Source organism: Massilia horti, from assembly GCF_004614195.1.
Lineage (GTDB): Bacteria > Pseudomonadota > Gammaproteobacteria > Burkholderiales > Burkholderiaceae_D > Telluria > Telluria horti.
In genome coordinates this window covers 100,856-121,352 of sequence record NZ_SPUM01000132.1, presented here as the reverse complement: position 1 = coordinate 121,352, position 20,497 = coordinate 100,856, and the positions used below count along the sequence as shown (strand labels likewise).

At 61.2% G+C, this 20,497-nt stretch carries 22 protein-coding genes; 13 read left to right on the top strand and 9 right to left on the bottom strand.

What is annotated here, in order from left to right; genetic code table 11:
* Nucleotides 1-18 precede the first annotated feature (18 nt).
* Together E4O92_RS20225 and E4O92_RS20220 are read right to left on the bottom strand one after the other, a co-directional pair.
* Nucleotides 19-801, bottom strand: a complete 783-nt coding sequence (locus E4O92_RS20225; protein ID WP_135191459.1) for an SDR family oxidoreductase — start codon at nt 799-801, stop codon at nt 19-21.
* A 19-nt stretch (nt 802-820) separates the two neighbouring features.
* Nucleotides 821-1,123 (bottom strand): Dabb family protein, encoded by a 303-nt coding sequence (locus E4O92_RS20220; RefSeq protein ID WP_135191458.1) that lies wholly within the window; start codon nt 1,121-1,123, stop codon nt 821-823.
* 237 nt (nt 1,124-1,360) lie between these two features.
* On the opposite strand from E4O92_RS20220, the gene E4O92_RS20215 reads away from it, so the two are divergent.
* A complete protein-coding gene (locus E4O92_RS20215) occupies nt 1,361-3,058 on the top strand; it encodes an MFS transporter (protein ID WP_135191457.1) in 1,698 nt (565 codons plus the stop codon).
* Between the two features lie 122 nt (nt 3,059-3,180).
* Here E4O92_RS20215 and E4O92_RS20210 read toward each other — a convergent pair whose 3' ends face one another.
* Nucleotides 3,181-4,359 carry a GGDEF domain-containing protein gene (locus E4O92_RS20210; protein ID WP_167759844.1) on the bottom strand — a complete coding sequence of 393 codons (1,179 nt, stop codon included), beginning with the start codon at nt 4,357-4,359 and terminating at the stop codon, nt 3,181-3,183.
* 291 nt (nt 4,360-4,650) lie between these two features.
* On the opposite strand from E4O92_RS20210, the gene E4O92_RS20205 reads away from it, so the two are divergent.
* Together E4O92_RS20205 and E4O92_RS20200 are read left to right on the top strand one after the other, a co-directional pair.
* Nucleotides 4,651-4,998, top strand: coding sequence for an NIPSNAP family protein (locus E4O92_RS20205; RefSeq protein ID WP_135191455.1), 348 nt, complete (start codon nt 4,651-4,653; stop codon nt 4,996-4,998).
* Nucleotides 4,979-5,323: an antibiotic biosynthesis monooxygenase family protein gene (locus tag E4O92_RS20200; RefSeq protein ID WP_135191454.1), complete on the top strand. Its 345-nt coding sequence runs from the start codon at nt 4,979-4,981 to the stop codon at nt 5,321-5,323. The genes E4O92_RS20205 and E4O92_RS20200 overlap by 20 nt, the downstream gene beginning before the upstream one ends.
* A gap of 18 nt (nt 5,324-5,341) precedes the next feature.
* On the opposite strand, the gene E4O92_RS20195 is transcribed toward E4O92_RS20200, so the two are convergent.
* Together E4O92_RS20195 and E4O92_RS20190 are read right to left on the bottom strand one after the other, a co-directional pair.
* The gene (locus E4O92_RS20195; protein WP_135191453.1) at nt 5,342-6,541 is read right to left on the bottom strand and encodes an MFS transporter; all 1,200 of its coding nucleotides are present in this window, start codon (nt 6,539-6,541) and stop codon (nt 5,342-5,344) included.
* Between the two features lie 265 nt (nt 6,542-6,806).
* Entirely contained in the window at nt 6,807-8,894 is a 2,088-nt protein-coding gene (locus E4O92_RS20190) for a 3-hydroxyacyl-CoA dehydrogenase NAD-binding domain-containing protein (RefSeq protein WP_135191452.1), read from the bottom strand.
* A gap of 176 nt (nt 8,895-9,070) precedes the next feature.
* On the opposite strand from E4O92_RS20190, the gene E4O92_RS20185 reads away from it, so the two are divergent.
* The 6 genes from E4O92_RS20185 to E4O92_RS20160 all read left to right on the top strand — a co-directional run bounded on the left by E4O92_RS20185 (nt 9,071) and on the right by E4O92_RS20160 (nt 13,655).
* Complete coding sequence (locus E4O92_RS20185; RefSeq protein ID WP_135191451.1) at nt 9,071-10,555, top strand: protein adenylyltransferase SelO; 1,485 nt, start codon at nt 9,071-9,073, stop codon at nt 10,553-10,555.
* Between the two features lie 17 nt (nt 10,556-10,572).
* Nucleotides 10,573-10,968, top strand: a complete 396-nt coding sequence (msrB, locus tag E4O92_RS20180) for a peptide-methionine (R)-S-oxide reductase MsrB (protein ID WP_135191450.1) — start codon at nt 10,573-10,575, stop codon at nt 10,966-10,968.
* Between the two features lie 19 nt (nt 10,969-10,987).
* Nucleotides 10,988-11,620, top strand: a complete 633-nt coding sequence (locus E4O92_RS20175; RefSeq protein ID WP_135191449.1) for a septation protein A — start codon at nt 10,988-10,990, stop codon at nt 11,618-11,620.
* The gene (locus tag E4O92_RS20170) at nt 11,617-11,898 is read left to right on the top strand and encodes a BolA family protein (protein ID WP_135191448.1); all 282 of its coding nucleotides are present in this window, start codon (nt 11,617-11,619) and stop codon (nt 11,896-11,898) included. Before E4O92_RS20175 ends, E4O92_RS20170 begins: the two co-directional genes overlap by 4 nt.
* A 120-nt stretch (nt 11,899-12,018) precedes the next feature.
* On the top strand, nt 12,019-12,798 hold the full coding sequence (locus E4O92_RS20165; RefSeq protein WP_135191447.1) for a peptidylprolyl isomerase: 780 nt from the start codon (nt 12,019-12,021) through the stop codon (nt 12,796-12,798).
* Between the two features lie 80 nt (nt 12,799-12,878).
* Nucleotides 12,879-13,655, top strand: coding sequence for a peptidylprolyl isomerase (locus tag E4O92_RS20160; RefSeq protein WP_135191446.1), 777 nt, complete (start codon nt 12,879-12,881; stop codon nt 13,653-13,655).
* 49 nt (nt 13,656-13,704) lie between these two features.
* Here the strand turns inward: E4O92_RS20160 and E4O92_RS20155 are convergent, their stop codons facing one another.
* Nucleotides 13,705-14,286, bottom strand: coding sequence for a hypothetical protein (locus tag E4O92_RS20155; RefSeq protein WP_135191445.1), 582 nt, complete (start codon nt 14,284-14,286; stop codon nt 13,705-13,707).
* A gap of 259 nt (nt 14,287-14,545) precedes the next feature.
* Between E4O92_RS20155 and E4O92_RS25515 the strand changes: the two genes are divergently transcribed.
* A complete protein-coding gene (locus E4O92_RS25515) occupies nt 14,546-14,662 on the top strand; it encodes a mannan-binding protein (protein WP_135191444.1) in 117 nt (38 codons plus the stop codon).
* Between the two features lie 137 nt (nt 14,663-14,799).
* Nucleotides 14,800-16,185 (top strand): M20 metallopeptidase family protein, encoded by a 1,386-nt coding sequence (locus E4O92_RS20145; protein WP_167759843.1) that lies wholly within the window; start codon nt 14,800-14,802, stop codon nt 16,183-16,185.
* Here the strand turns inward: E4O92_RS20145 and E4O92_RS20140 are convergent.
* From E4O92_RS20140 to E4O92_RS20130, 3 genes are all read right to left on the bottom strand, one after another.
* A complete protein-coding gene (locus E4O92_RS20140; protein ID WP_135191442.1) occupies nt 16,182-17,606 on the bottom strand; it encodes a serine/threonine-protein kinase in 1,425 nt (474 codons plus the stop codon). The two genes, E4O92_RS20145 and E4O92_RS20140, sit on opposite strands and share 4 nt — an antisense overlap.
* A gap of 12 nt (nt 17,607-17,618) precedes the next feature.
* The gene (locus E4O92_RS20135) at nt 17,619-18,497 is read right to left on the bottom strand and encodes a Tll0287-like domain-containing protein (protein WP_135191441.1); all 879 of its coding nucleotides are present in this window, start codon (nt 18,495-18,497) and stop codon (nt 17,619-17,621) included.
* A gap of 262 nt (nt 18,498-18,759) precedes the next feature.
* On the bottom strand, nt 18,760-19,254 hold the full coding sequence (locus E4O92_RS20130; protein WP_135191440.1) for an Hcp family type VI secretion system effector: 495 nt from the start codon (nt 19,252-19,254) through the stop codon (nt 18,760-18,762).
* 148 nt (nt 19,255-19,402) lie between these two features.
* On the opposite strand from E4O92_RS20130, the gene E4O92_RS20125 reads away from it, so the two are divergent.
* On the top strand, nt 19,403-19,942 hold the full coding sequence (locus tag E4O92_RS20125) for a glycoside hydrolase family protein (RefSeq protein ID WP_229483586.1): 540 nt from the start codon (nt 19,403-19,405) through the stop codon (nt 19,940-19,942).
* 16 nt (nt 19,943-19,958) lie between these two features.
* The gene (locus E4O92_RS20120) at nt 19,959-20,417 is read left to right on the top strand and encodes a hypothetical protein (protein ID WP_135191439.1); all 459 of its coding nucleotides are present in this window, start codon (nt 19,959-19,961) and stop codon (nt 20,415-20,417) included.
* The last annotated feature ends 80 nt before the right edge of the window (nt 20,418-20,497 follow it).

Genomic DNA, 20,497 nt, shown 5'->3' with positions numbered 1-20,497 from the left:
GCGTCCTCCCCGCGCGGGTCAGACCGCCGACACGCCCCCGTCGACCGCCAGCGTCTGGCCCGTGATGTGCTTGCCGGCGTCGGAGGCGAACAGCACCACCGCGCCCTTGAGATCCTCTTCATCGCCCAGACGGCGAAGCGGCGCGTCCTTGACCAGCACCTCTTCGCCGAATGTCGACAGCACGCCCCGGGTCATTTTGGACGGGAAGAAGCCCGGCGCGATCGAATTGACGGTGATGCCGTATTCGCCCCACTCTGCGGCGAGCGCACGCGTGAAGTTGATCACGGCCCCCTTCGAGGTATTGTAGGCCAGCGTCTTCATTGTCCCCGGCGGGTTGCCCGCCAGGCCGGCAATCGACGAGGTGTTGATGATGCGTCCGTAGCGGCGCGGGATCATCGACAGCCGGCCCACCGCCTGCGACACCAGGAACATGCTGCGCACGTTCAGGTTCATCACCTTGTCCCACGCTTCGGGCGGATGCTCTTCGGCCGGTGCGCCCCAGGTGGCGCCGGCATTGTTGACGAGGATGTCGAGCCGGCCGAGGCAACCGAGCGCCTGCTCGACCAGGGGCAGCACGTTGGCCTCATGCGAGAGGTCGGCCGCAATGCCAAGGGCATCGATGCCGCGCCCGCTCAGGTGCGCGACTGCCCCGTCCAGTTCGTCCTGCCTGCGCGCCGTGATCACGACGCGCGCGCCCTGCTCGCCCAGCGCCTCGGCCATCTGCAGGCCGAGCCCGCGCGATCCGCCGGTCACCAGCGCGCCCTTGCCCTTCAGTGAGAACAGTTCCTGCACCGTGCGCATCGCGTCTCCTTTGGCGAACTCAGATTTCGTAGTCCATGCACTGGCGCCCTTCGCGAATGGCGCCGATGAACGGCACCACCGCCTGGTGCGTCGGGTGGCTGGCATAGGCTTGCAGCGCGGCCTTGTCCGCGAATTCGGAATACAGCACCACGTCGTAGGTGGCCTCCAGGCCCGGCTGCGCCAGCACCACTTCAAATTTGAGGATGCCGGGCACGATGTTGGCGCAGGCATCGAGGCGGCGCTTCATTTCGGCGGCATTGGTGGCGCGGTCGGCGCCCTCGGCGTGGTCCTTCAGTTTCCACATGACGATGTGCTTGATCATATTCTTTTCCGTGTTTCAAATGCTTGTCAGTACGGGCGTGATTGCCCGCATCCGCTAGTGTAGCAGCCGGCAACACCAAGCGCGTTTCACCGGAAGATGCCCGCCACCGGCACCTCAGCTGTAAGTTTCCAGTAAGTTTGAAGAAAGCATGACGTAAGCTTCACGCGCCACACTCCGTTATAGCTGACCCTGTATCGGCTATTCCGACTACATCGAATTACTACAACGGAGACACATATGGCACTCACACCAGGCGTGACCGCGGGCAAGGCAGTACCCCAGGCCGCGGGCATTACCAAGGAGGAGCGAAAAGTCATTTTCGGCTCGTCCCTTGGTACCGTTTTCGAATGGTATGACTTCTACCTGTACGGTTCGCTCGCCGCGGTCATCGGCAAGCAGTTCTTCCTTGGCGACGCGACCACCTCCTTCATCTTCGCACTGCTTGCCTTCGCCGCCGGCTTCATCGTGCGCCCTTTTGGCGCGCTGGTGTTCGGCCGCCTGGGCGACATCGTCGGCCGTAAGTACACCTTCCTGGTCACGATCATGATCATGGGCGGCTCGACCTTCATCGTGGGCCTCTTGCCAAGTTATGCCACCATCGGCATCGCTGCCCCGATCCTGCTCGTCACGCTGCGCATCCTGCAGGGCCTGGCCCTGGGCGGCGAATACGGCGGCGCTGCCACCTACGTGGCGGAGCATGCGCCCGACGGCAAACGCGGCTTTTTCACCTCCTGGATCCAGACCACCGCCACGCTGGGCCTGTTCCTGTCCTTGCTGGTTATCCTGGGGACCCGGATGTCGATGGAGCCGAAGGCGTTCGACGAGTGGGGCTGGCGCATCCCGTTCCTGCTATCGGTTGTCTTGCTCGGTATCTCGGTATGGATCCGGCTGTCGATGAACGAGTCGCCCGCGTTCGCCAAGATGAAGGCGGATGGCAAGGTCTCCAAGGCGCCGCTGAAGGAATCCTTCATGAAGTGGAAGAACGCCAAGATCGTGATCCTGGCGCTGGTCGGCCTGACCATGGGTCAGGCCGTGGTCTGGTACACCGGCCAGTTCTATGCCCTGTTCTTCCTGACCCAGACCCTGAAAATCGAGCCGGCCAGCGCGCAGATCATGATTGCCATCGCACTCGCACTGGCCACTCCGTTCTTCATCTTCTTCGGTTCGCTGTCGGACAAGATCGGCCGCAAATGGATCATCCTTGGCGGCTGCCTGATCGCCGCCCTCACCTACTTCCCGATCTTCAAGGCGATCACCCACTACGGCAACCCGGCACTGGAAGCCGCGCTGACCAAGTCGCCGGTGGTGGTGGTGGCCGACCCGGAAAAATGCCATTTCCAGTTCAACCCCACTAGCACAAAGAAATTCCCGTCCTCATGCGACATCGCCACCGGCATGCTGACCAATGCTTCGGTGAACTACACCATCCAGGAAGCGCCGGCCGGCACGCTTGCAAGCATCCACGTCGGCGACAAGGTATATCAGTCGTTTAATGCAACCATGACCCCGGACGGGCTGAACTTCGACTCTGCGAGTAAGGACAAGGTCACCGCATTTACGACCGAGGTGGGCGCTTCGCTCAAGGAAGCGGGCTACCCGGCCAAGGCAGATCCAGAGCAGATCAACAAGCCGATGGTCGTGCTGCTGCTGTTTGTCCTGGTGCTGTACGTGACGATGGTGTACGGACCGATTGCCGCGATGCTGGTGGAGATGTTCCCGACCCGCATCCGCTACTCGTCGATGTCGCTGCCCTACCACATCGGTAACGGCTGGTTCGGCGGCCTGCTGCCGACCACTGCCTTCGCGCTGGTCGCACTCAAGGGCGACATCTACTACGGCCTGTGGTATCCGATCATCGCCGCCATGATCACCTTCGTGATCGGTGCGCTGTTCGTGCGCGAGACCAGGAACAACAACATCTACGCAGAAGACTGACGCATAAACGCTTGCGCAAACCGGGGTGCCACTGGAGACAGCGGCACCCCTTTTCGTTGGTTTACGTAGGCGGGTCTCCCGCCCACCCTACGAAACCCACACTTAACGGTGACAGCGCCTTTTCATGTGCCGACCTCGATCCGGCGCACATCCTCGGCGCACATGGCTCGATTGCGGCCCGCGGACTTGGCGGCATACAGCGCGCGGTCGGCCCTCACCAGCAGCGCGGCCAGGGTCTCCTGCGGCTGCAACGTGGCACTACCAATGCTGACCGTGCAGGTCACGCTCGCGTTGGCTGACGTGGCAAGCACCGCCCCCTCCAACGCGGCGCGCAGGCGCTCGGCAACCGATATCGCGGTGCCAGCATCGGCGCCGGGCAGCAGGACGGCGAACTCCTCGCCGCCGAGCCGGGCACAGACATCAATATTACGAATTACCTTCTGCGTGCATTTCACGATCTCCGCGAGTACCTGATCGCCGACCGCATGGCCAAAGGAATCGTTGATCGCCTTAAAATGGTCGGCATCGAACAGCAGCACCGACAAATCGCCGCCGGTACGCAATTTGCGCATGTGTTCGCGCTCGGCCAGCTGAAAGAATGCGCGGCGCGAGCAGGCTCCGGTGAGGTGGTCGTGATCCGCGGCATACGCTGCCTTCGCCAGGCTCCGGGCATTGGTCATCATGACAGCACCCAGCGTGAGGCCCGGGAAGGCCAGCGTTCCGAGCGAAAAGTAAACCGTGTTCCACACGGTTGACGCAAACAGCGGCACCGCCAGGTTAGGCAACAGCATGTAATGCACGGCTCGCACGGCGTAGCCGAATGCAAGGGCGAACGCGGCGACGACAGTGAAGAGGAACGGGTAATGCGGCTGGGAAGCTGGAATCATGCGCCGCACCGTCATGCCGATCGCAAAGCACACGCCGCCGTGAAAGATGGAAACAGTGATCACCCGCACCCCGGGGAGGTCCACGCCATAGTGGAAGACCAGGATGACCGCCATCACGACTGCCATGCCACCCGCGAGTAGTTTGGTCGGGAAAGTCTTTCCTTCGTAACGGCGAAAGCCGGCCAGCATCATGCTAATCGCCGCCATGAACAACAGATTGGCCGCCTCGATCGACAGCACGTCGGGCAGCATGCCCCGCCCTGCATAGCCGAGCAAGGCTGCCACCGCCAGGATGTTCGCCCGGAACCACTCGCGCGTGCCGCTGTTTTCCTCGCATGTCACGGATGACAGGACGAACAGCATCACGACTGACAGAGCCATCGTTTCCAGAATAAGACTCACCAGGCTCAGCATCGCGGATGGGAGAAAATGAGGACGCGTCTGCGAAACGATGCCGCTGTAGTCAAGCAGAACTAGCGGGTGGCGTCGCATGCCAGGCATGGACGCGGTAACGCGTAAAGCGCGAGAATCAGTAATTTCCCCATATTAACAAAACTTTCCACTAACGGAAAATTTTGATGCACGGCAGCGGCAGTTGAACCCTCGTAGCCGTGGTTGACCCGTCTTTCATGGTTCGATCCAGGTCGAACCATCGAATGCCGACAAGCTCGTATAGTGAATGCACCAGGCAACGACGAGGACAACATGACCATCACCTGCTTCATCCGCTACGAGATCGACCCATTCCAACGTGAGGAATTCAAGGAATACGCCGAAAACTGGGGGCGCATCATTCCACGTTGCGGTGGCAATCTGATCGGCTACTTTTTGCCTCACGAAGGAACCAATGATGTGGCATGGGGCCTGATCGCCTTCGACAGCCTGGCCTCGTATGAGGCCTATCGGGCGCGTTTGAAAATCGATGCGGAAGGCCGCGCCAACTTTTCCATGGCCCAGGCAAAGCGCTTCATCCTGCGTGAGGAACGGAGCTTCCTTCAAGTGGTGGATGGCACGTTTCACAAGGCGGCCCGTGATGATCGCCGTGATCTTTGAAGTCGTGCCACACGGGCGGCACAAGCAGGAATACCTTGACGCCGCGGCGAAGCTGCGGCCACATCTTGAACAGATCGACGGTTTTATTTCGGTCGAACGTTTCGAGAGCCTGTCCCAACCAGGGAAAATTTTGTCGCTATCGTTCTGGCGCGATGAAGAGGCGGTGCGCAACTGGCGAAATTTTGAGCTACACCGCGAGATACAGTCGAAAGGGCGTGCGTATATTTTCGAGGATTACCGGCTGCGCGTGGCAGCCGTCGTAAGAGACTACGGTCTCAATGATCGCACCGAAGCGCCTGCCGATTCCCGCGAGCGGCACACGTAGTGCACTGCATCAGTACAGTCAGGCGGTCCTGGTCTGCACGCCATGCCATGCACGCATCCGCATGGCTGCCCATGTGCTGAATGCGGCGCCGGCCACAAGAACAAGACGCGTATCGAACAGCGTCAACACCGCACCCGCCAGCGCCATCAGGATGTTGGCGAGACAATAGGTCGTGGCCAGCAGGCCCATGACCGCCCCTTGTCCGTACGAACCGAAACGCTCCGCCGCCCAGCCCAGAATGGTGGCGTTGAAAAACGCGTGCGGCAAACCAAACAGGACAATGCCCGCGATGCCAATCCAGAGATTGCCCACTCCCACCGCCGCTATCGCGACTGCAACGCCCAGCGCACAGACGCTGGCGCGGCGCAGCGGTTCGACACGGCTGGGGCCACCGGCGAACGCCGCAGTCAGCGTCAACAGGGCGCACATGAGCACATTGACGTGCGAAATCTCACGCACGCCATAACCACCCACCTCCACCAGCCAGAGCGGATAGAACAAGAAAAAGGCAGTCGAGCCGCAGGAATAGGCGAACTGGACGACAAACAGCATCCGCAATTCGTAGTGGCGCAACAGGTTGAAAGCATGGCTTTCACGCGCGACCGACAGCCAGGAGCCGTGCCCAGCCGGCTTATGCTCGTGCTCCAGCGAAACGGCGGCCAGTACGGCACCCAGGCACAACGCGCCAGCTGCGACATAAAACGGCACGGTCACCCCCAGCCCCACCAGCAGCCCCGCCAGCAGCGGACCGACCAGCCAGCCGAGGTGCAACGCGCCGTTCAGCCACGACAGCGCCCGGTTGCGCAGGTTGCCCTCCAGGCGGTCGGCCAGCATCGCGCGCACCGCCGAGACGTTGCCCTCGAGCAGGCCGGTGGCGAAGCGGGCCAGCAGGAACAGCGGGTAGGACTGGATGACGAGAGCACCGGCTGTGAGCACGTGGCCGAGCGCGGCGCCGATGGAAGTGACCAGCACCACCGGGCGGCGGCCAAAGCGATCGGACAGCGGGCCGAGCACGGCCGAACCGATCAGCAGCCCGAGCGGGTTGATGAGCAGTGCGATCGCGAGCAGCAGCTTGGGCGGCAGGCCGAGAAAATGATTCAGGCTATTGGGCGCGTCCGAGGCAAACAGCGGTGGCAGGATCGGGTACGGCAACGAGGCACCGGTGGTCGCCAGCAAGGCCAGTAAGCAGGCGCTGGCGATCAGGAGGAATTTTTTCACGAAAGCAGACGGGAGTGGCAGTTTACGAAGCCTACCGTTAATACAGTTTCAAGTAAACTGCTGAGCCTTCGATCGCCTGGTATGCGCAACGTTAGCGCGTGCCATGCAGGATCGTAGGGTGCGCACCAGTGCGCACGCGGTACGTGTGCAGACCGGCGCCAACGGCGTTCACCCGTACAGGATGCGCACAGTACGTGTGCATTCCGGCGCCAACGACATTCAACCGTACCGCGTGCGCACAGGTGCGCACCCTACAAAACCTGCGTCAGCTATTGAAGCCCTTGCCTTCCGCCGCCAACCTGGCTAGCAGCTGCGCCGGCTTCCACGCATCGCCATTGCGCCCTTCGGCATACTTCTCGATCGACGCCAAAACCCTCGGCAAGCCGACCCAGTCCGCGTAAAACATCGGCCCGCCCCGCTGCAGCGGAAAACCGTAGCCGGTCAGGTACACCATATCAATGTCCGACGCCCGCAAGGCAATCCCCTCCTCCAGGATCTTTGCCCCTTCGTTCACCAGCGCATAGACCAGGCGCTCCACGATCTCCTGGTCGGAAATGGCTCGCCGCTCGATGCCGAGTTCCTTCGAGTGGTTAACGATCATGTCGTTGACCATTTGCGAGGGGTGCGGCGTGCGGTCACCCGGCACATAGTCATACCACCCAGCGCCCGTTTTCTGGCCAAAGCGCCCCTGTTCGCACAGCAGGTCGGCTGTTTTGGAATACGTCACGTCCGGCGCCTCGATCGCGCGGCGCTTGCGCACGTACCAGCCAACGTCGTTGCCGGCCATGTCGCTCATGCGGTACGGCCCCATGGCAAAGCCGAACTTCTCGATCGCCTGATCGACTTGCTCGGGCAGCGCGCCTTCGTCCAGCAAAAAGCCGGCCTGGCGCAGGTACTGCTCCAGCATCCGGTTGCCGATGAATCCGTCGCACACGCCGGACACCACGCCGGTTTTCTTCAGCTTTTTGGAAAGCGCCATCGTCGTGGCCAGCACGTCCTTGCCGGTCTGTGCGCCGCGTACGATTTCGAGCAGCTTCATCACGTTCGCCGGGCTGAAGAAATGTGTACCGATCACGTCCTGCGGACGGCTGGTGACACCCGCAATCCTGTTCACGTCCAGCGTGGAGGTATTCGTGGCCAGGATCGCACCCGGTTTCATCACGCTGTCCAGGTGCCGGAATACCGATTCCTTGACGCCCATATCCTCGAACACGGCTTCGACCACGATATCAGCCTGTGCAATGTCCTTATACGAGAGCGTGCCGGTGATTAATCCCATGCGCTGATCGAATTTTTCCGGCGTAAGCTTGCCCTTCTTGAGCGTGCTTTCGTAGTTCTTGCGGATCGTCGCCAACCCCTTGTCCAGCCGATCCTGCTCCATCTCCAGGATGGTGACCGGGATGCCGGCGTTGGCAAAGCTCATTGCGATGCCGCCGCCCATGGTGCCGGCGCCGACCACCGCCGCCCTCGTAATCTGGCGCGTCGGCGTGTCGGCCGGTACGTCAGGAATCTTGCTGGCGGCGCGTTCGGCAAAGAATGCGTGACGCAAGGCCTTCGACTCCGGCGACTGGGCCAATTGAAGAAACCGTTCCCGCTCGAACTTGAGGCCATCTTCGAACGGCATGGTGACCGAGGCCGCGACGCACTCGACACACGCCAGCGGCGCCGGGAACGGTCCCGCCATCGCCTTGACCGACTCGCGCGAGCGCCGGAGGAAGGCCTCAAAATCAGGGTGATCGACACTGCGATCGCGCACTTTCGGCAAGGGGCGCACGTCGGCGATCCGCCGCGCGAAAGCGACGGCCGCTGGCACGAGCTCGGTCCCGGCCGGGAACACTTCGTCAAACAGCGCGGTGCCGGCCAGCTTGTCGGACAGGACCGGGGTGCCGGACACGATCATCTCAAGCGAGCGCTCCAGGCCCAGCACGCGCGGCAAGCGTTGTGTGCCGCCGGCGCCCGGCACCAGGCCAAGCTTTACCTCCGGCAGCGCCACCTGCGCGCCGGGGAGCGCCACGCGATAATTGCATCCAAGCGCCAGTTCCAGGCCGCCCCCCATGCAGACCCCATGAATTGCCGCCACTACCGGCTTGGTGCTGTTTTCGGCGACCCGGATCAGGGTGTGCAGCGTCGGTTCGGTGAGCGCCTTGGGCGAATTGAATTCGCGAATGTCGGCGCCGCCCGAGAACACCTTGCCGGCGCCGGTGAGCACGATGGCCTTGACCGTGTCGTCGAGCTCGGCCTTGCGGATGCCCTCGACAGCGGCGGTACGAGTGGCCAGGCCCAGGCCATTGACCGGCGGATTGTTCAGCGTGATGACGGCAACTCCGCCATCGACCAGGTATTCGGCACTCATGTCTCTTCCTCATCTAGTAGAACCGGCAATGCTCAACTATAACCGATAAAAGTACGATCGTATTATTTCTACACCGCCGCGCTTTTGATCGGGCGTATCACCCCATGTAACACACGTTTGGCACACGCCCGCGTCCGAATGAAATCCGCCCCGTACGGTAAAATCCTGACATTGGAATGAACCTGACTGGAACTGCCATCACTGCCGACGACCTTCCGCTGAACAATTCGTTTGCCGAATTGCCGCCCGCGTTCTATACGCGCCTGATGCCCACCCCCCTGCCCAATCCTTACTTCGTGGCGGCGAGCGGGCGCGCCGCCGGGCTGATCGGGCTCGACGCCCGGGAGCTGGCGAACGACGATTTCGTTGCCCTCTTCACGGGTAACGAGGTCGCCGCACGCTCGCAGCCGCTGGCGGCCGTGTATTCGGGTCACCAGTTCGGCGTCTGGGCTGGCCAACTGGGGGATGGGCGCGCAATTTTGCTCGGCGATATCGCCACGGCGCAGGGACCGATGGAACTCCAGCTCAAGGGGGCCGGGCGTACGCCTTACTCCCGCATGGGCGACGGCCGTGCGGTGCTGCGTTCGTCGATCCGCGAATTCCTCTGCTCCGAAGCCATGGCCGCGCTCGGCATTCCGACCACGCGCGCTCTCATGGTTACCGGCGCCAGCCAACAGGTGATCCGCGAAAACATCGAAACCGCGGCAGTCGTGACGCGCATGGCGCCATCGTTCGTGCGCTTCGGTTCGTTCGAGCACTGGTATTACCGCGACAAGCCGGAAGAGCTGCGCCTGCTTGCCGACTATGTGATCAAAACGTTCTATCCAGACCTGATGGATGCGCCGAATCCGTACCAGGCGCTGCTGGCCGAAGTCACGCGCCGCACCGCGCGCCTGATCGGGGAGTGGCAGGCGGTGGGCTTCATGCATGGCGTAATGAACACCGACAACATGTCGATCCTCGGCCTGACGCTGGACTACGGCCCGTTCGGCTTCATGGAAGCGTTCGACGCCAACCACATCTGCAACCACACCGACCAGGGCGGCCGCTACTCGTACAGCAACCAGCCGCCGGTCGGGCACTGGAACTGCTATGCGCTCGGCAACGCCCTGCTGCCACTGATCGGCGACGTCGACGCCGCGCAGGAGGCGCTCGACGTCTACCAGCCAGAATTCGCACAACAGATCGACGCGCTGCTGCACGCCAAACTGGGCCTGGCAACCGCGCAGGACGGCGATCGGCAGCTCCTGGACGACATGTTCAAGCTGATGCAGGAAAACCATGTCGACTACACACTGTTCTTCCGCCGGCTGGGCGGCCTGCAGGTGGAGAACCCGGAACAGGACGCTCCGCTACGCGACCAGTTCATCGACCGCGCGGCCTTCGACGCCTGGGCGCAAAACTACCGCGCGCGGCTGCGCCAGGAAAACAGCGTCGACGCGCCGCGCCGCGAAGCGATGCACCGCACGAATCCAAAGTACGTGCTGCGCAACTATCTGGCCCAGCTCGCCATCGAACAGGCGCAGAACGGCGATTATGGCGGCGTAAGCAAGCTGCTTGCCGTGCTCGAACACCCGTTCGACGAGCAGCCGGAAAATGAATCCTATGCGGCCCTGCCGCCAGACTGGGCGGCCACGCTCGAAGTGAGCTGTTCCTCCTGAATCGAGAAAGACCGACCATGAACGACAAAGTAACCAAGACCGACGCCGAGTGGCGCGCCCAGCTGGACCCCATGCAGTACCAGGTGACGCGCCACGCGGCCACCGAACGCGCCTTCAGCGGCAAATACTGGGACCACCACGAGCACGGCATCTACCACTGCGTGTGCTGCGATACCCCGCTGTTCGAATCGGACGCCAAGTTCGATTCCGGCTGCGGCTGGCCAAGCTACTTCCGTCCGATCGATCCGGCCAACGTGATCGAGAAAGTCGACCGCAGCCATGGTATGCTGCGCACCGAAATCATCTGCGCGGTCTGCAATGCGCACCTCGGCCACGTGTTCCCGGACGGTCCGCCGCCCACCGGCCTGCGCTACTGCATCAACTCCGCAGCCCTGCGCTTCGAACCAGTGTGAAACATTCTCCAGCTACAACATGAAATTTCTTTTCGACCTATTTCCGGTCATCCTGTTCTTTATCGTCTATAAGCTTGGCGAAGGGCACCAGGGCGCGGCGCACGACATCGTGACGCAATACCTGGGCGGCCTGGTATCGGGGGGCGTGGTGGCGCCGGCGCAAGCGCCGATCTTGCTGGCCACGGCCGTGGCCATCATCGCCACCGTGCTGCAGATCGGCTACCTGCTGGTGCGCGGGCGCAAGGTCGACGGGATGCTGTGGGTCTCGCTCGCCGTGATCGCGGTCATGGGTGGCGCGACCATCTACTTCCACGATGAAAACTTCATCAAGTGGAAGCCGACCATCCTCTACTGGGTATTCGCCGTCATCCTGTTCGTCAGCCAGGTACTGTTCAAGACCAACCTGATGCGCAAATTGATGGAAGTGCAGATCAAGCTGCCAGACCCGGTCTGGGCCCGCCTTGGCTACGCCTGGACCGTGTTTTTCGCGTTCCTGGGCCTGCTCAACCTGCTGGTGGCCTTTGTCTTGTTCAAGGACGACACCGGCGCCTGGGTCAGCTTCAAGCTGTTCGGCTTTACCGGCCTCTTCTTCGCATTCGTCGTGGTCCAGACGCTGATGCTCTCGAAATACATCCAGGAGGAAGGCGCATGAACGGCACCATCGATACCCGCCTTGACCGCATCCGTGACCGCCTGCGCTCGGCGCTGGCGCCCAGCGTGCTCGAACTGGGCGACGATTCGGCCCTGCATGCGGGCCACCCGGGCGCCGCATCCGGCGGTGGTCACTACAGCGTGAAAGTGGTCTCCGACCGCTTCGAGGGACTGAAACTCGTCATGCGCCATCGACTGGTGTATGATGCCGTGCACGACATGATGCATGCTGAGATTCATGCGCTGGCGATCACGGCACTGGCGCCGTCCGAGCTGTAACGGCAGGCCGTTCAGCTAGCCTTAAGGAATTTGCTCCACAATCGAAAAACGAAGTAAAAACCGAAGTACAACAACTAATCCAATCTCGTCCAAGCAACTCTCCCTTCACAGGAAACAATAATGACCTTTAAGCCAGCACGCCTGCTGATAGCACTGATCGCCGTTGCGGTTGCCCCTGCCTTCGCCCAGAACCTCGCCGTCGTGAACGGCAAACCGATTCCGTCGTCGCGTGCCGATGCAGTCGTCAAGCAGGTCGTCGAACAAGGCCAGCAGCCCGACACCAAGGAGCTGCGCGACGCGATCAAGCAGGACCTGATCGCACGCGAAGTGCTGATGCAGGAGGCCGTCAAGCAAGGCTACGACAAGAAGCCGGACGTCAAGCAGGCGCTGGAGAACGCCCGCCAGACCATCGTGATCAACGCCCTGGCCCGTGACTACATCGAGAAGCACCCGGTCACCGACGCCGAGATCCAGGCCGAGTACGACCGCTTCAAGGCAACCACCGGCGACAAGGAATTCCACGTGCGCCACATCCTGGTGGACACCGAACAGCAAGCCAAGGACGTGATCGCCAAGATCAAGGGCGGCGCCAAGTTCGAAGAGCTGGCCAAGCAATCGAAGGACACCGGCACCGCCAACAGTGGCGGCGACCTGGACTGGGCTAGCCCGTCCGCGTTCCCGAAAGAGTTCAGCGCCGGCTTTGTCAACCTGCAAAAAGGCCAGGTCACCGAGAACCCGGTTCACACCGCCAATGGCTGGCACGTGATCAAGGTGGACGACATCCGCGCGGCCAAGCTGCCGACGCTGGAAGAAGTCAAGCCGCAGGTCGCCGAAGCCCTGGCTCAGCAAAAGCTCCAAGCCTACCAAGAGGAAATGGTCAAAAAGGCAAAGGTGCAGTAATATGTCGTGCTACCGGCGGCTTGCATGCCGCCGGTTTTCGTCGCCAGCGGCGACTCATCGTGTTTTTATAGGATGAAATAATGATTTTGAAGCCAGCCCGTCTGTTGTTAGCCATGACCGCGATGGTTGCCGCGCCAGTATTCGCGCAAAACGTTGCGACCGTCAACGGCAAACCCATCCCTGCGTCCAAGGTTGACCAGGTGGTCAAGCAAGTCGTTGCCCAGGGCAAGGCTACCGATTCCGCGCAACTGCGCGACGCGATCAAGCGCGACCTGATCGGCCGCGAAGTCCTGATCCAGGAAGCCGACAAGCAAGGCATCGGCAACCGCGCCGACGTCAAGACCGCGATCGACAACGCTCGCCAGAGCATCATCATCAACGCGATGCTGGCCGATTACGTGAAAAAGAACCCGGTCAGCGACGCCGAGATCAAGGCTGAATACGACCGCTACAAGGCACAGGTTGGCGACAAGGAATACCACGCCCGCCACATCCTGGTTGGCACCGAAGAGGAAGCCAAGGCGATCATCGCCAAGCTGAAAGGCGGCGCCAAGTTCGAAGAACTGGCCAAGCAATCCAAGGACGGCAGCGCGAACAACGGCGGCGACCTGGACTGGGCAAGCCCGGCTTCGTACGTGCCTGAATTCTCGAAAGCAATGGTCGCCCTCCAGAAAGGCGCGATCACCGAGACCCCGGTCAAGACCCAGTTCGGCTACCACGTGATCAAGCTGGAAGACGTTCGCCCGGCCAAGCTCCCGGCACTGGAAGAAGTCAAGCAGCAAGTCGCCGAGTCGCTGCAGCAGCGCAAGCTGGCTGCGTACCGCGACCAGCTGATGAAGAAAGCCAAGATCCAGTAATGGATCGGTGGACGAAAAAAGCGCTTCGTTGAAGCGCTTTTTTTTCGTCCTACGCCGACTCTTCAGGCAAGCGCGAACGCTGCTGGCGACCGCGCGCAAGCATCCCCAGCGCCACCAGCCCGCCCAGCATCATCGCCACCTCCTGCGGCTCCGGCACCACTGCCACGTTCAGCAGCACACGCGATTGGGGCGTCAGTGCCAGGTCCGCATTGTTGATCAGGACCGAGTTGCCGGTAAAAGAGATACTGGTTGGCGTCAGGGTGCTCGACGAATCCAGCTTCACCGATAAGATTTCCGGTGCGTTCTGAAACGTGAGCACATAACCGTCGAACACGCCCGGTGCCGCCGGGGCCGATGCCAGGTAATGCAGGTCGATCGTATTGGCTCCGATATCGAGGTCGGCCGGAACCGGGGCCAGGCCCGGCACAATGGACGAGAACACGCCGTTCGGGAATTCGACCTGGTTGCCGACCGTTGCGGTCACGAAGTTAGTCGCGCGAAACTGTTCGGTCGGCGCCTCGCAGCAATAGATTGCCCCTGTCACCTGCGAGCCGATCAGGCTTTGCGCATGCGCCACATTTGTCAGGCCCAGCACCGCGCCGGCCACTACAACTGCTTTTGCGATTGACATGGTTCACTCCTTCTTTTGATCTGTTCGATGGAGTGATCAATATCCGCCCGTCGGAAAGCTCAGCCTTTGAGAATTCTCAACCGTGTCCGACTCAATTCGTGCGGTGGAGGCTGTCTAAGATCCTCTACCCCACGTCATCCATAAACTCGGGACGTCATCATCACAATAAGGGCCCTATCGGCTAACTTCCCTGAAAAGTCCTGCAGGAGCTGCCCGGCACGGTCTATGCAACTTGCGGGCGCCAGGATGCGCCGAGTAAATGCCGGCAAGTGTGTTCGGCTACAATGCTCAGTGGACCGGCCAATGGACCACCACGGTTCCGGGGCAGATGTCGGTTTATTGCTGCGCCAAGAACATGCCGTCAACCAAGCTTTAAACGGCGCGTATGTGCTGTGGCTTGGCTTTTGACTCGCTGGACCGGGAATAGGCCGGACGCAAATGAAGGGTCTCGCCCGGTTTATTGGAAGAAGCGCAAGCGTAATACCGAAGATTGGCTGTCCCAAGGAGGAATTCTTGACAAAAGCAAAATTTATTCGCTCGATGACCTGTTGGCGGGACTCGATCCCGCCAATTAAGATGATGCACCTCACTACCTTTGATTTCGAGCTATTTGCCGGCTTCGTGAAAACTGCGGCACTCGCACTACTTCTGGCAGGTGCAGCGCCGGCAGAGGCCCAGGACGTTCGCGCCGCGATAAGCGGGGCGCTTCCGGTGGCGCGCGACGCCTATGCCTATCTCCACACCAATCCTGAACTTGGCAAGAAGGAGCTGCTGGCCCACACCTATATCGATGCGAAACTGAGGAAGCTTGGGTTCACTCAGTTCGTCACGTCCGCGTCGGCGCCAACTGCTGTCATTACCGTGTTCGATACCGGCCGGCCTGGCCATACGATCGCGTTACGTGCGGAAATGGATGCGCGACCGCTCGCGGATAATCAGTCGGAGCCCGCTTCGCACAGTCCGCGATCGGCGATCCCCGGCGTTATGCACAATTGCGGGCATGACGTTCACGCATCCATCCTGCTCGCGACTGCGGCGTTGATCCGCACAAATGCCGATCACTTCAAGGGCAAGATTGTGTTCCTGTTCCAGCCTGCGGAAGAGGTCGCCGGTGGTGCTGACGATATCGTCAAGGACCGGATTCTCGAACAACTCGGCGTCGAGCGGATCTTTGCCCTGCACTCCGCACCTGGAATGCCGGTCCGAACAATCGGCCTGACACCGGGGGCGATTCTTGCGGGGAGCAATTACTTCACGCTCACGCTGAGCGGTCGCGGGTCTCATGCCGCCGCTCCGCAAGATGGTGACGACGTGTTGCTTTCGGCAATGCGGGTCGCTCAGGGATTAAGCTACGCGCCTGCGCGCGAGATCGACATCGCGGCCAGGCCAATGGTCCTCTCAATCACTAAGTTCGCTGGCGATTCCGGCGCAACCAACGTCCTGCCGAGCTCTGTCGAGATCAAGGGAACGATCCGTGCCTTCGAGGATTTGACGAAGGACGCAGCCGGCGCACCATCGCTTGAGAAGTTACTGGTCGACCGCATTGGCAAGATGGGCGCCGTGTATGGCCTTCACCCCAAATGGGAGCTGCGACCGGCATCGCCGCCAACCAGCAACGACCCGGCTCTCTTCGCCAAGCTGGCGCCTTTACTCACCGCGAGCTATTCGGGTCATGTCGAAACCGGGCAATCGCGTGGCATGTTCTCGGAAGACTTCGCTTATTACACGCCAATCGTACCCGCGCTCTACGCCTCACTCGGTATCGCCAAGGATGGGTTGGGGACCGCTGGTGTGCATTCGATGGACTTCACGATCCATCCCGATGCTCTCAGCGCAGGGATTGAACTGATGATACGGTTCGCCGAATTCGGCACGTCCGACACGATCACTTGGCGTTAAAGCGACGCTGCTTCCGCCAGGAAGCGCGCGCGATCTTGCGACGATTCGATATTCGCGGCAATCAATTGCAGGAACTCCGACTTGTCACCTGCCTGGCGCGCCGCGCGCTTGACCATCACCCGTGCAATCGGGCCGAGCAACACCGTGAGCCGTTCTGCAACACGCTCTGCGAACGTCTCGTCGAGTGGCACGGCGCCTTTCACCGACGAGTTCAAGGCCGTGCCAGTATCCCTCGCGAGTGAATCGCCGGTCGGGGAGGTTGGGAACTGCGAGCCGGTTCCCGTGCCGCTGGCCGCCAGCTTCTTCTTGAGCTGCACAACGCCGGACTGAAATTGCGCGCGCCCCTCCTCCGACGGAATGTGCGCCAGCAGCAGCGCGCACAGCGCGTCGATACCATCGCTGCGCGCGGCCTCCTTCTTCAGCAGGATCCGCGCCATCGGTCCCACCTGCTGCGCCAACAGCGGCTCCAGCTCCGGCAAGGCCGCGATTTTCCAAGGCGTTATCGTATCGCTTGCAAGACTACCGCCTGGCATCGTCGATGGGGGCACATCGGGCGCACCCGGGACAACGAGCACTGTGCGGTCTTCATCTGCCGATATGGTTGCATCCGGATTGACCGCGGCGGAAAGAGCATCGAGGAAGGCACGGGCGCTGGGGTAGCGCGCGTCTGCCTGTTTAGCTAGCGCCCGCGCCACAACATCGTCAAATGCCTGTCCCAGTGTCGGCACATGCGCCGAGGGCGCAACCGGCCGATCATTGAGGATCTGCTGCATGACCACGGCTGGCGCACCGGAAAAAGGCCGCACGCCCGTAAGCAATTGGTAGAGCAGCACGCCGGCCGAGAACACATCGCTGCGGCCATCCACGGTCTGTGCACGTAGTTGTTCCGGCGACATGTAACTCGGGGTGCCGACCAGCGTGCCCGTCTGGGTCAGCGTGGAAGATTCAATGCGCGCGATACCGAAATCACTGACCTTCACCTGCGTGCCGCCGCTCAGCAGAAGATTGCCCGGCTTGATGTCGCGGTGTACCACGCCGCGTGCATGCGCATAATCGAGCGCCAGCAGCAGGCCGCTCATCCAGGCCATCACGCGCGGCAGCGGGCAAGGCTGGCCGGATCTGATCAATGCATCGAGCGGTGCGCCCTCGACGTATTCCATCGCGATGTAAGCCGATTCATTGTCCTCGCCGTAGTCGTACACGGTGACGATGTTGGGATGGTTCAGGCGCCCCGCCGCCTGCGCCTCGTTCTTGAAGCGGCTCACCAGTTCCAGCTGCTGGCTGTCAGAAAACAGCTCCTTGCGGATCGTCTTGAGCGCCACCACGCGCTCGATGACTGGATCGAAGGCCTTGTAGACCACGCCCATCGCGCCCTTGCCGAGCACGCTGTCCAGACGGTACTTGCCGAGTTGACCGAGCATGCGCCGCTGGCCTCACTCTTCCAGCATCTTCATCGCGCTGGCCAGGCTCGTGCGCATGCGCGCGAACGATCGGCCGAGCACCGACAACTCGTCGCTGCCCGAAACGTCGAATTCCTCGGCGCCGAACTGGCCCATACTCACCTCGTCGGCAATGCGCGACATGCGGGTGATGCGCCGCGTGACGAACATGTGGACCATGATGTTGAGCGCCACGAACAGGAAACCAAAAATGCCGAGCATTGACACCATGTAGGCACGCAGCGCCAAGTTCGCGCGCTGCATCGGAACGGCCATCGGCACCGATACGACCTGGGCACCGACAATCTCCATATGCTTCCAGCCGAATCCATTGTTGCGGCCGTAGATGTCGAGCATCGCCTTGGGGGCCGCGTCCGGCACGCTATGGCAGCGCAGGCAGGCCACATTCTTGATCTGCAGCGGCCGGGCGATATACAGCGCGGTTCCCACCGAGGTCTGGCGCTCGCCGACCAGCTCCTCCAGGGCCGGCTTGGCGCGCAGCGTGTTGACGAGGTCCGCTTCCCAATCGGTGGCGCGATCGCGCAGATTGGTGGGATTGAGGGTGGCTTCCTTGTAGCTGAAATCGGGATGGGATTTGAGCAGATGGTTCAGGTGTTCCGTCGCGGCGTAGGACGGCACCGACTGCGGCAGGAACTCCTCGATCAGCCGTGGCGCGAGCAGCGGCCCGATCTGGTCGGTAGTGTACTTTCGCGCGGCCAGCGCGGACTCCAGCAGCACGCGGGCGTTTTGCAGCGTCTCCTCGCGCGCGTTCGCCTGCAGCAAGTGATGGGTGACGAAGCTGGCCGCCGCAAAACCGATTCCGGAGATGGCCAGGAACACGATATTGAATTTCGCCGCAAGCGAGAGTTTCATCAGTGCCCTTTCGCGCGCGCCGCGACCCGCGCGACCCGCATGCTGTTTGTGCCGACGAACCGGAATTATTTTACAGCAATGGTGACCAGGAGTTACTGATTTCGCTTTAAAGGTTGGGTCTGAGTCACACTCTAACCATCGGCGAAGGGACTAACATGCCTTGGGGGCGGCGGCCCGGGATGAACCTTCTGTAAACGCAGGACTTCCTAAAAAGCAAAGCCCCGCAATCGGCGGGGCCTATTCATTGAGGGGAATGCTGGAGCTATGCTGCAATCTTGTTTGCTGCCAAGTCCCATCCGCCGACCGTGCTGCCACGGGCGCCACCGGCGATATTCTGTTGAGTGTATGTCCATTTGATTTTCGAGTACTTCAGGCTGACGTGCTCGCTGAGCATAGTGCCGGCGATGAGCGAAGGCGCCACGCCGCTAATCAGCACGTTCTCAAGTTGTATCTCGAAGTACTTGATGGGCTTGCCGTGACCGTCAGCGCGCATGAATTCGAATTTGGCCTTGGGGATGGTCTTGCCCATCGCGCAAGTCTGCAGCAGTATCGGCGACGCCAGGTCGGCAATCTTCCCGAAGACGACGTCTTTCAATTCCGCCCGCTCCGCAGTGTGGCCCCCGGCAGTCGACGCGGTCGCGCTACGCGGCTGCACGATTGACCAGTGCACTTCTGTGCACTCAATCCAACCTTGGTGCGCCGAGTCCTGCGACTCGCCCTTGATTCCTTCAATTTGCAAATAGACATCAATGGCCATGTAAACTCCTCTCCGGCGTTATTCGGACCCGCGTCCGTCATCGGCCATTATTCTGACTTTTTAGATGAGTCTGCTTGTTCGGCCGCAACGAAGTGGCGACGGGCACGGTTTACATTGGCAGTCTTGACGCACGGACCGGGAGACGCCGATGACCAAACATGCACATGCAGCCGCCACGCCCTCTGTAAATGTCGGCATGAAGATGAGCCCTGAAGCACGCGCGCGGATGCGTCGGCGCGAGCAGGATGTGTTCAACTACTACGACGATATGGGGCCGGGGAAGGGAAACTGCACTTGGGGGCCCGGCATCCTCGCCCACTACGGCGTTTGCACTGAAGAAGAGTTGGCGAGGCCGGTCAGCGCGGCTGCGGTAGAGGCTGAGTTTTCGCGAAGAGTAGCTGAAGCTGAAGCTGGCGTCATTCGCCAAGTTCGCAAGCACAAACTGCCCCAAGACCAATTCGACGCGCTGGTGAGCCTCACCTTTAACGCCGGGGTGCGCGGCTCTCGAAACGTGTACACGCTAGTTGACACCGGGCGCCCGGCTGAAGCTGCCGCTGAAATTCGAACGATGACATCGACACACGTGAACGGCAAAAAAGTGCTGGCGCGGGGTCTTATTTCGCGTCGAGCAGAAGAGAGCGCTCCGTTTCAAGCAGCCGCGAAAGCGGCCACAGTGGCCAAAAAATAAGCGAAGGAGCCGAAAAATGTCTTTTTTACGTACCTCCAGACGTGTGCTGGCCGCGACCGCCGTACTGGCGCTGGTCTTCCATGCAGCGCAGGCGAAGCAGCCCGAAAAAGACGCGGACATTCTCGGCACATGGACGCTAACCAAAGTCCTCGACTCAGCTGACGTGGCCTCCCTGACTGACCAGCAAGCCGCGGCGCTGGTCGGCAAGACCGTGGTCGTGCGGCGCGACAGCGTCATGTTCAATGGAGAGCCCTGCCGTGCGCCGGAGTTGACACGCCACCGCGAGGAAGCAGCGAAGTACATGCGTGAGGGCTATCACGCTCGGGTCGGCTATTTGGGCCTACCCTACACCATCACGGTAATCGACCTTGACTGCACCGAAGCGTTTTTGAAAAGCAAAGGCAAGATTGTAGTGTTTTGGGAGGGCTATTTCTTTGACGCAGTAAAGCAGCCGCCGGCAAAGCGATTACGTTAGAACAGAGTCAATCAGCACAACAGGTACTTCTTTCGCAGCGAATATCCCAAAAAAGCGCTCAAATGAGCGCTTTTTCAAAA

Bases quoted from the DNA above. Each gene is read 5' to 3' on its own strand.
- E4O92_RS20225 (WP_135191459.1), bottom strand. From the start codon at position 801: ATGCGCACGGTGCAGGAACTGTTCTCACTGAAGGGCAAGGGCGCGCTG.
- E4O92_RS20220 (WP_135191458.1), bottom strand. From the start codon at position 1,123: ATGATCAAGCACATCGTCATGTGGAAACTGAAGGACCACGCCGAGGGC.
- E4O92_RS20215 (WP_135191457.1), top strand. From the start codon at position 1,361: ATGGCACTCACACCAGGCGTGACCGCGGGCAAGGCAGTACCCCAGGCC.
- E4O92_RS20210 (WP_167759844.1), bottom strand. From the start codon at position 4,359: ATGCTGAGCCTGGTGAGTCTTATTCTGGAAACGATGGCTCTGTCAGTC.
- E4O92_RS20205 (WP_135191455.1), top strand. From the start codon at position 4,651: ATGACCATCACCTGCTTCATCCGCTACGAGATCGACCCATTCCAACGT.
- E4O92_RS20200 (WP_135191454.1), top strand. From the start codon at position 4,979: ATGATCGCCGTGATCTTTGAAGTCGTGCCACACGGGCGGCACAAGCAG.
- E4O92_RS20190 (WP_135191452.1), bottom strand. From the start codon at position 8,894: ATGAGTGCCGAATACCTGGTCGATGGCGGAGTTGCCGTCATCACGCTG.
- E4O92_RS20185 (WP_135191451.1), top strand. From the start codon at position 9,071: ATGAACCTGACTGGAACTGCCATCACTGCCGACGACCTTCCGCTGAAC.
- msrB (WP_135191450.1), top strand. From the start codon at position 10,573: ATGAACGACAAAGTAACCAAGACCGACGCCGAGTGGCGCGCCCAGCTG.
- E4O92_RS20175 (WP_135191449.1), top strand. From the start codon at position 10,988: ATGAAATTTCTTTTCGACCTATTTCCGGTCATCCTGTTCTTTATCGTC.
- E4O92_RS20170 (WP_135191448.1), top strand. From the start codon at position 11,617: ATGAACGGCACCATCGATACCCGCCTTGACCGCATCCGTGACCGCCTG.
- E4O92_RS20165 (WP_135191447.1), top strand. From the start codon at position 12,019: ATGACCTTTAAGCCAGCACGCCTGCTGATAGCACTGATCGCCGTTGCG.
- E4O92_RS20160 (WP_135191446.1), top strand. From the start codon at position 12,879: ATGATTTTGAAGCCAGCCCGTCTGTTGTTAGCCATGACCGCGATGGTT.
- E4O92_RS20155 (WP_135191445.1), bottom strand. From the start codon at position 14,286: ATGTCAATCGCAAAAGCAGTTGTAGTGGCCGGCGCGGTGCTGGGCCTG.
- E4O92_RS25515 (WP_135191444.1), top strand. From the start codon at position 14,546: ATGCCGGCAAGTGTGTTCGGCTACAATGCTCAGTGGACCGGCCAATGG.
- E4O92_RS20140 (WP_135191442.1), bottom strand. From the start codon at position 17,606: ATGCTCGGTCAACTCGGCAAGTACCGTCTGGACAGCGTGCTCGGCAAG.
- E4O92_RS20135 (WP_135191441.1), bottom strand. From the start codon at position 18,497: ATGAAACTCTCGCTTGCGGCGAAATTCAATATCGTGTTCCTGGCCATC.
- E4O92_RS20130 (WP_135191440.1), bottom strand. From the start codon at position 19,254: ATGGCCATTGATGTCTATTTGCAAATTGAAGGAATCAAGGGCGAGTCG.
- E4O92_RS20125 (WP_229483586.1), top strand. From the start codon at position 19,403: ATGACCAAACATGCACATGCAGCCGCCACGCCCTCTGTAAATGTCGGC.
- E4O92_RS20120 (WP_135191439.1), top strand. From the start codon at position 19,959: ATGTCTTTTTTACGTACCTCCAGACGTGTGCTGGCCGCGACCGCCGTA.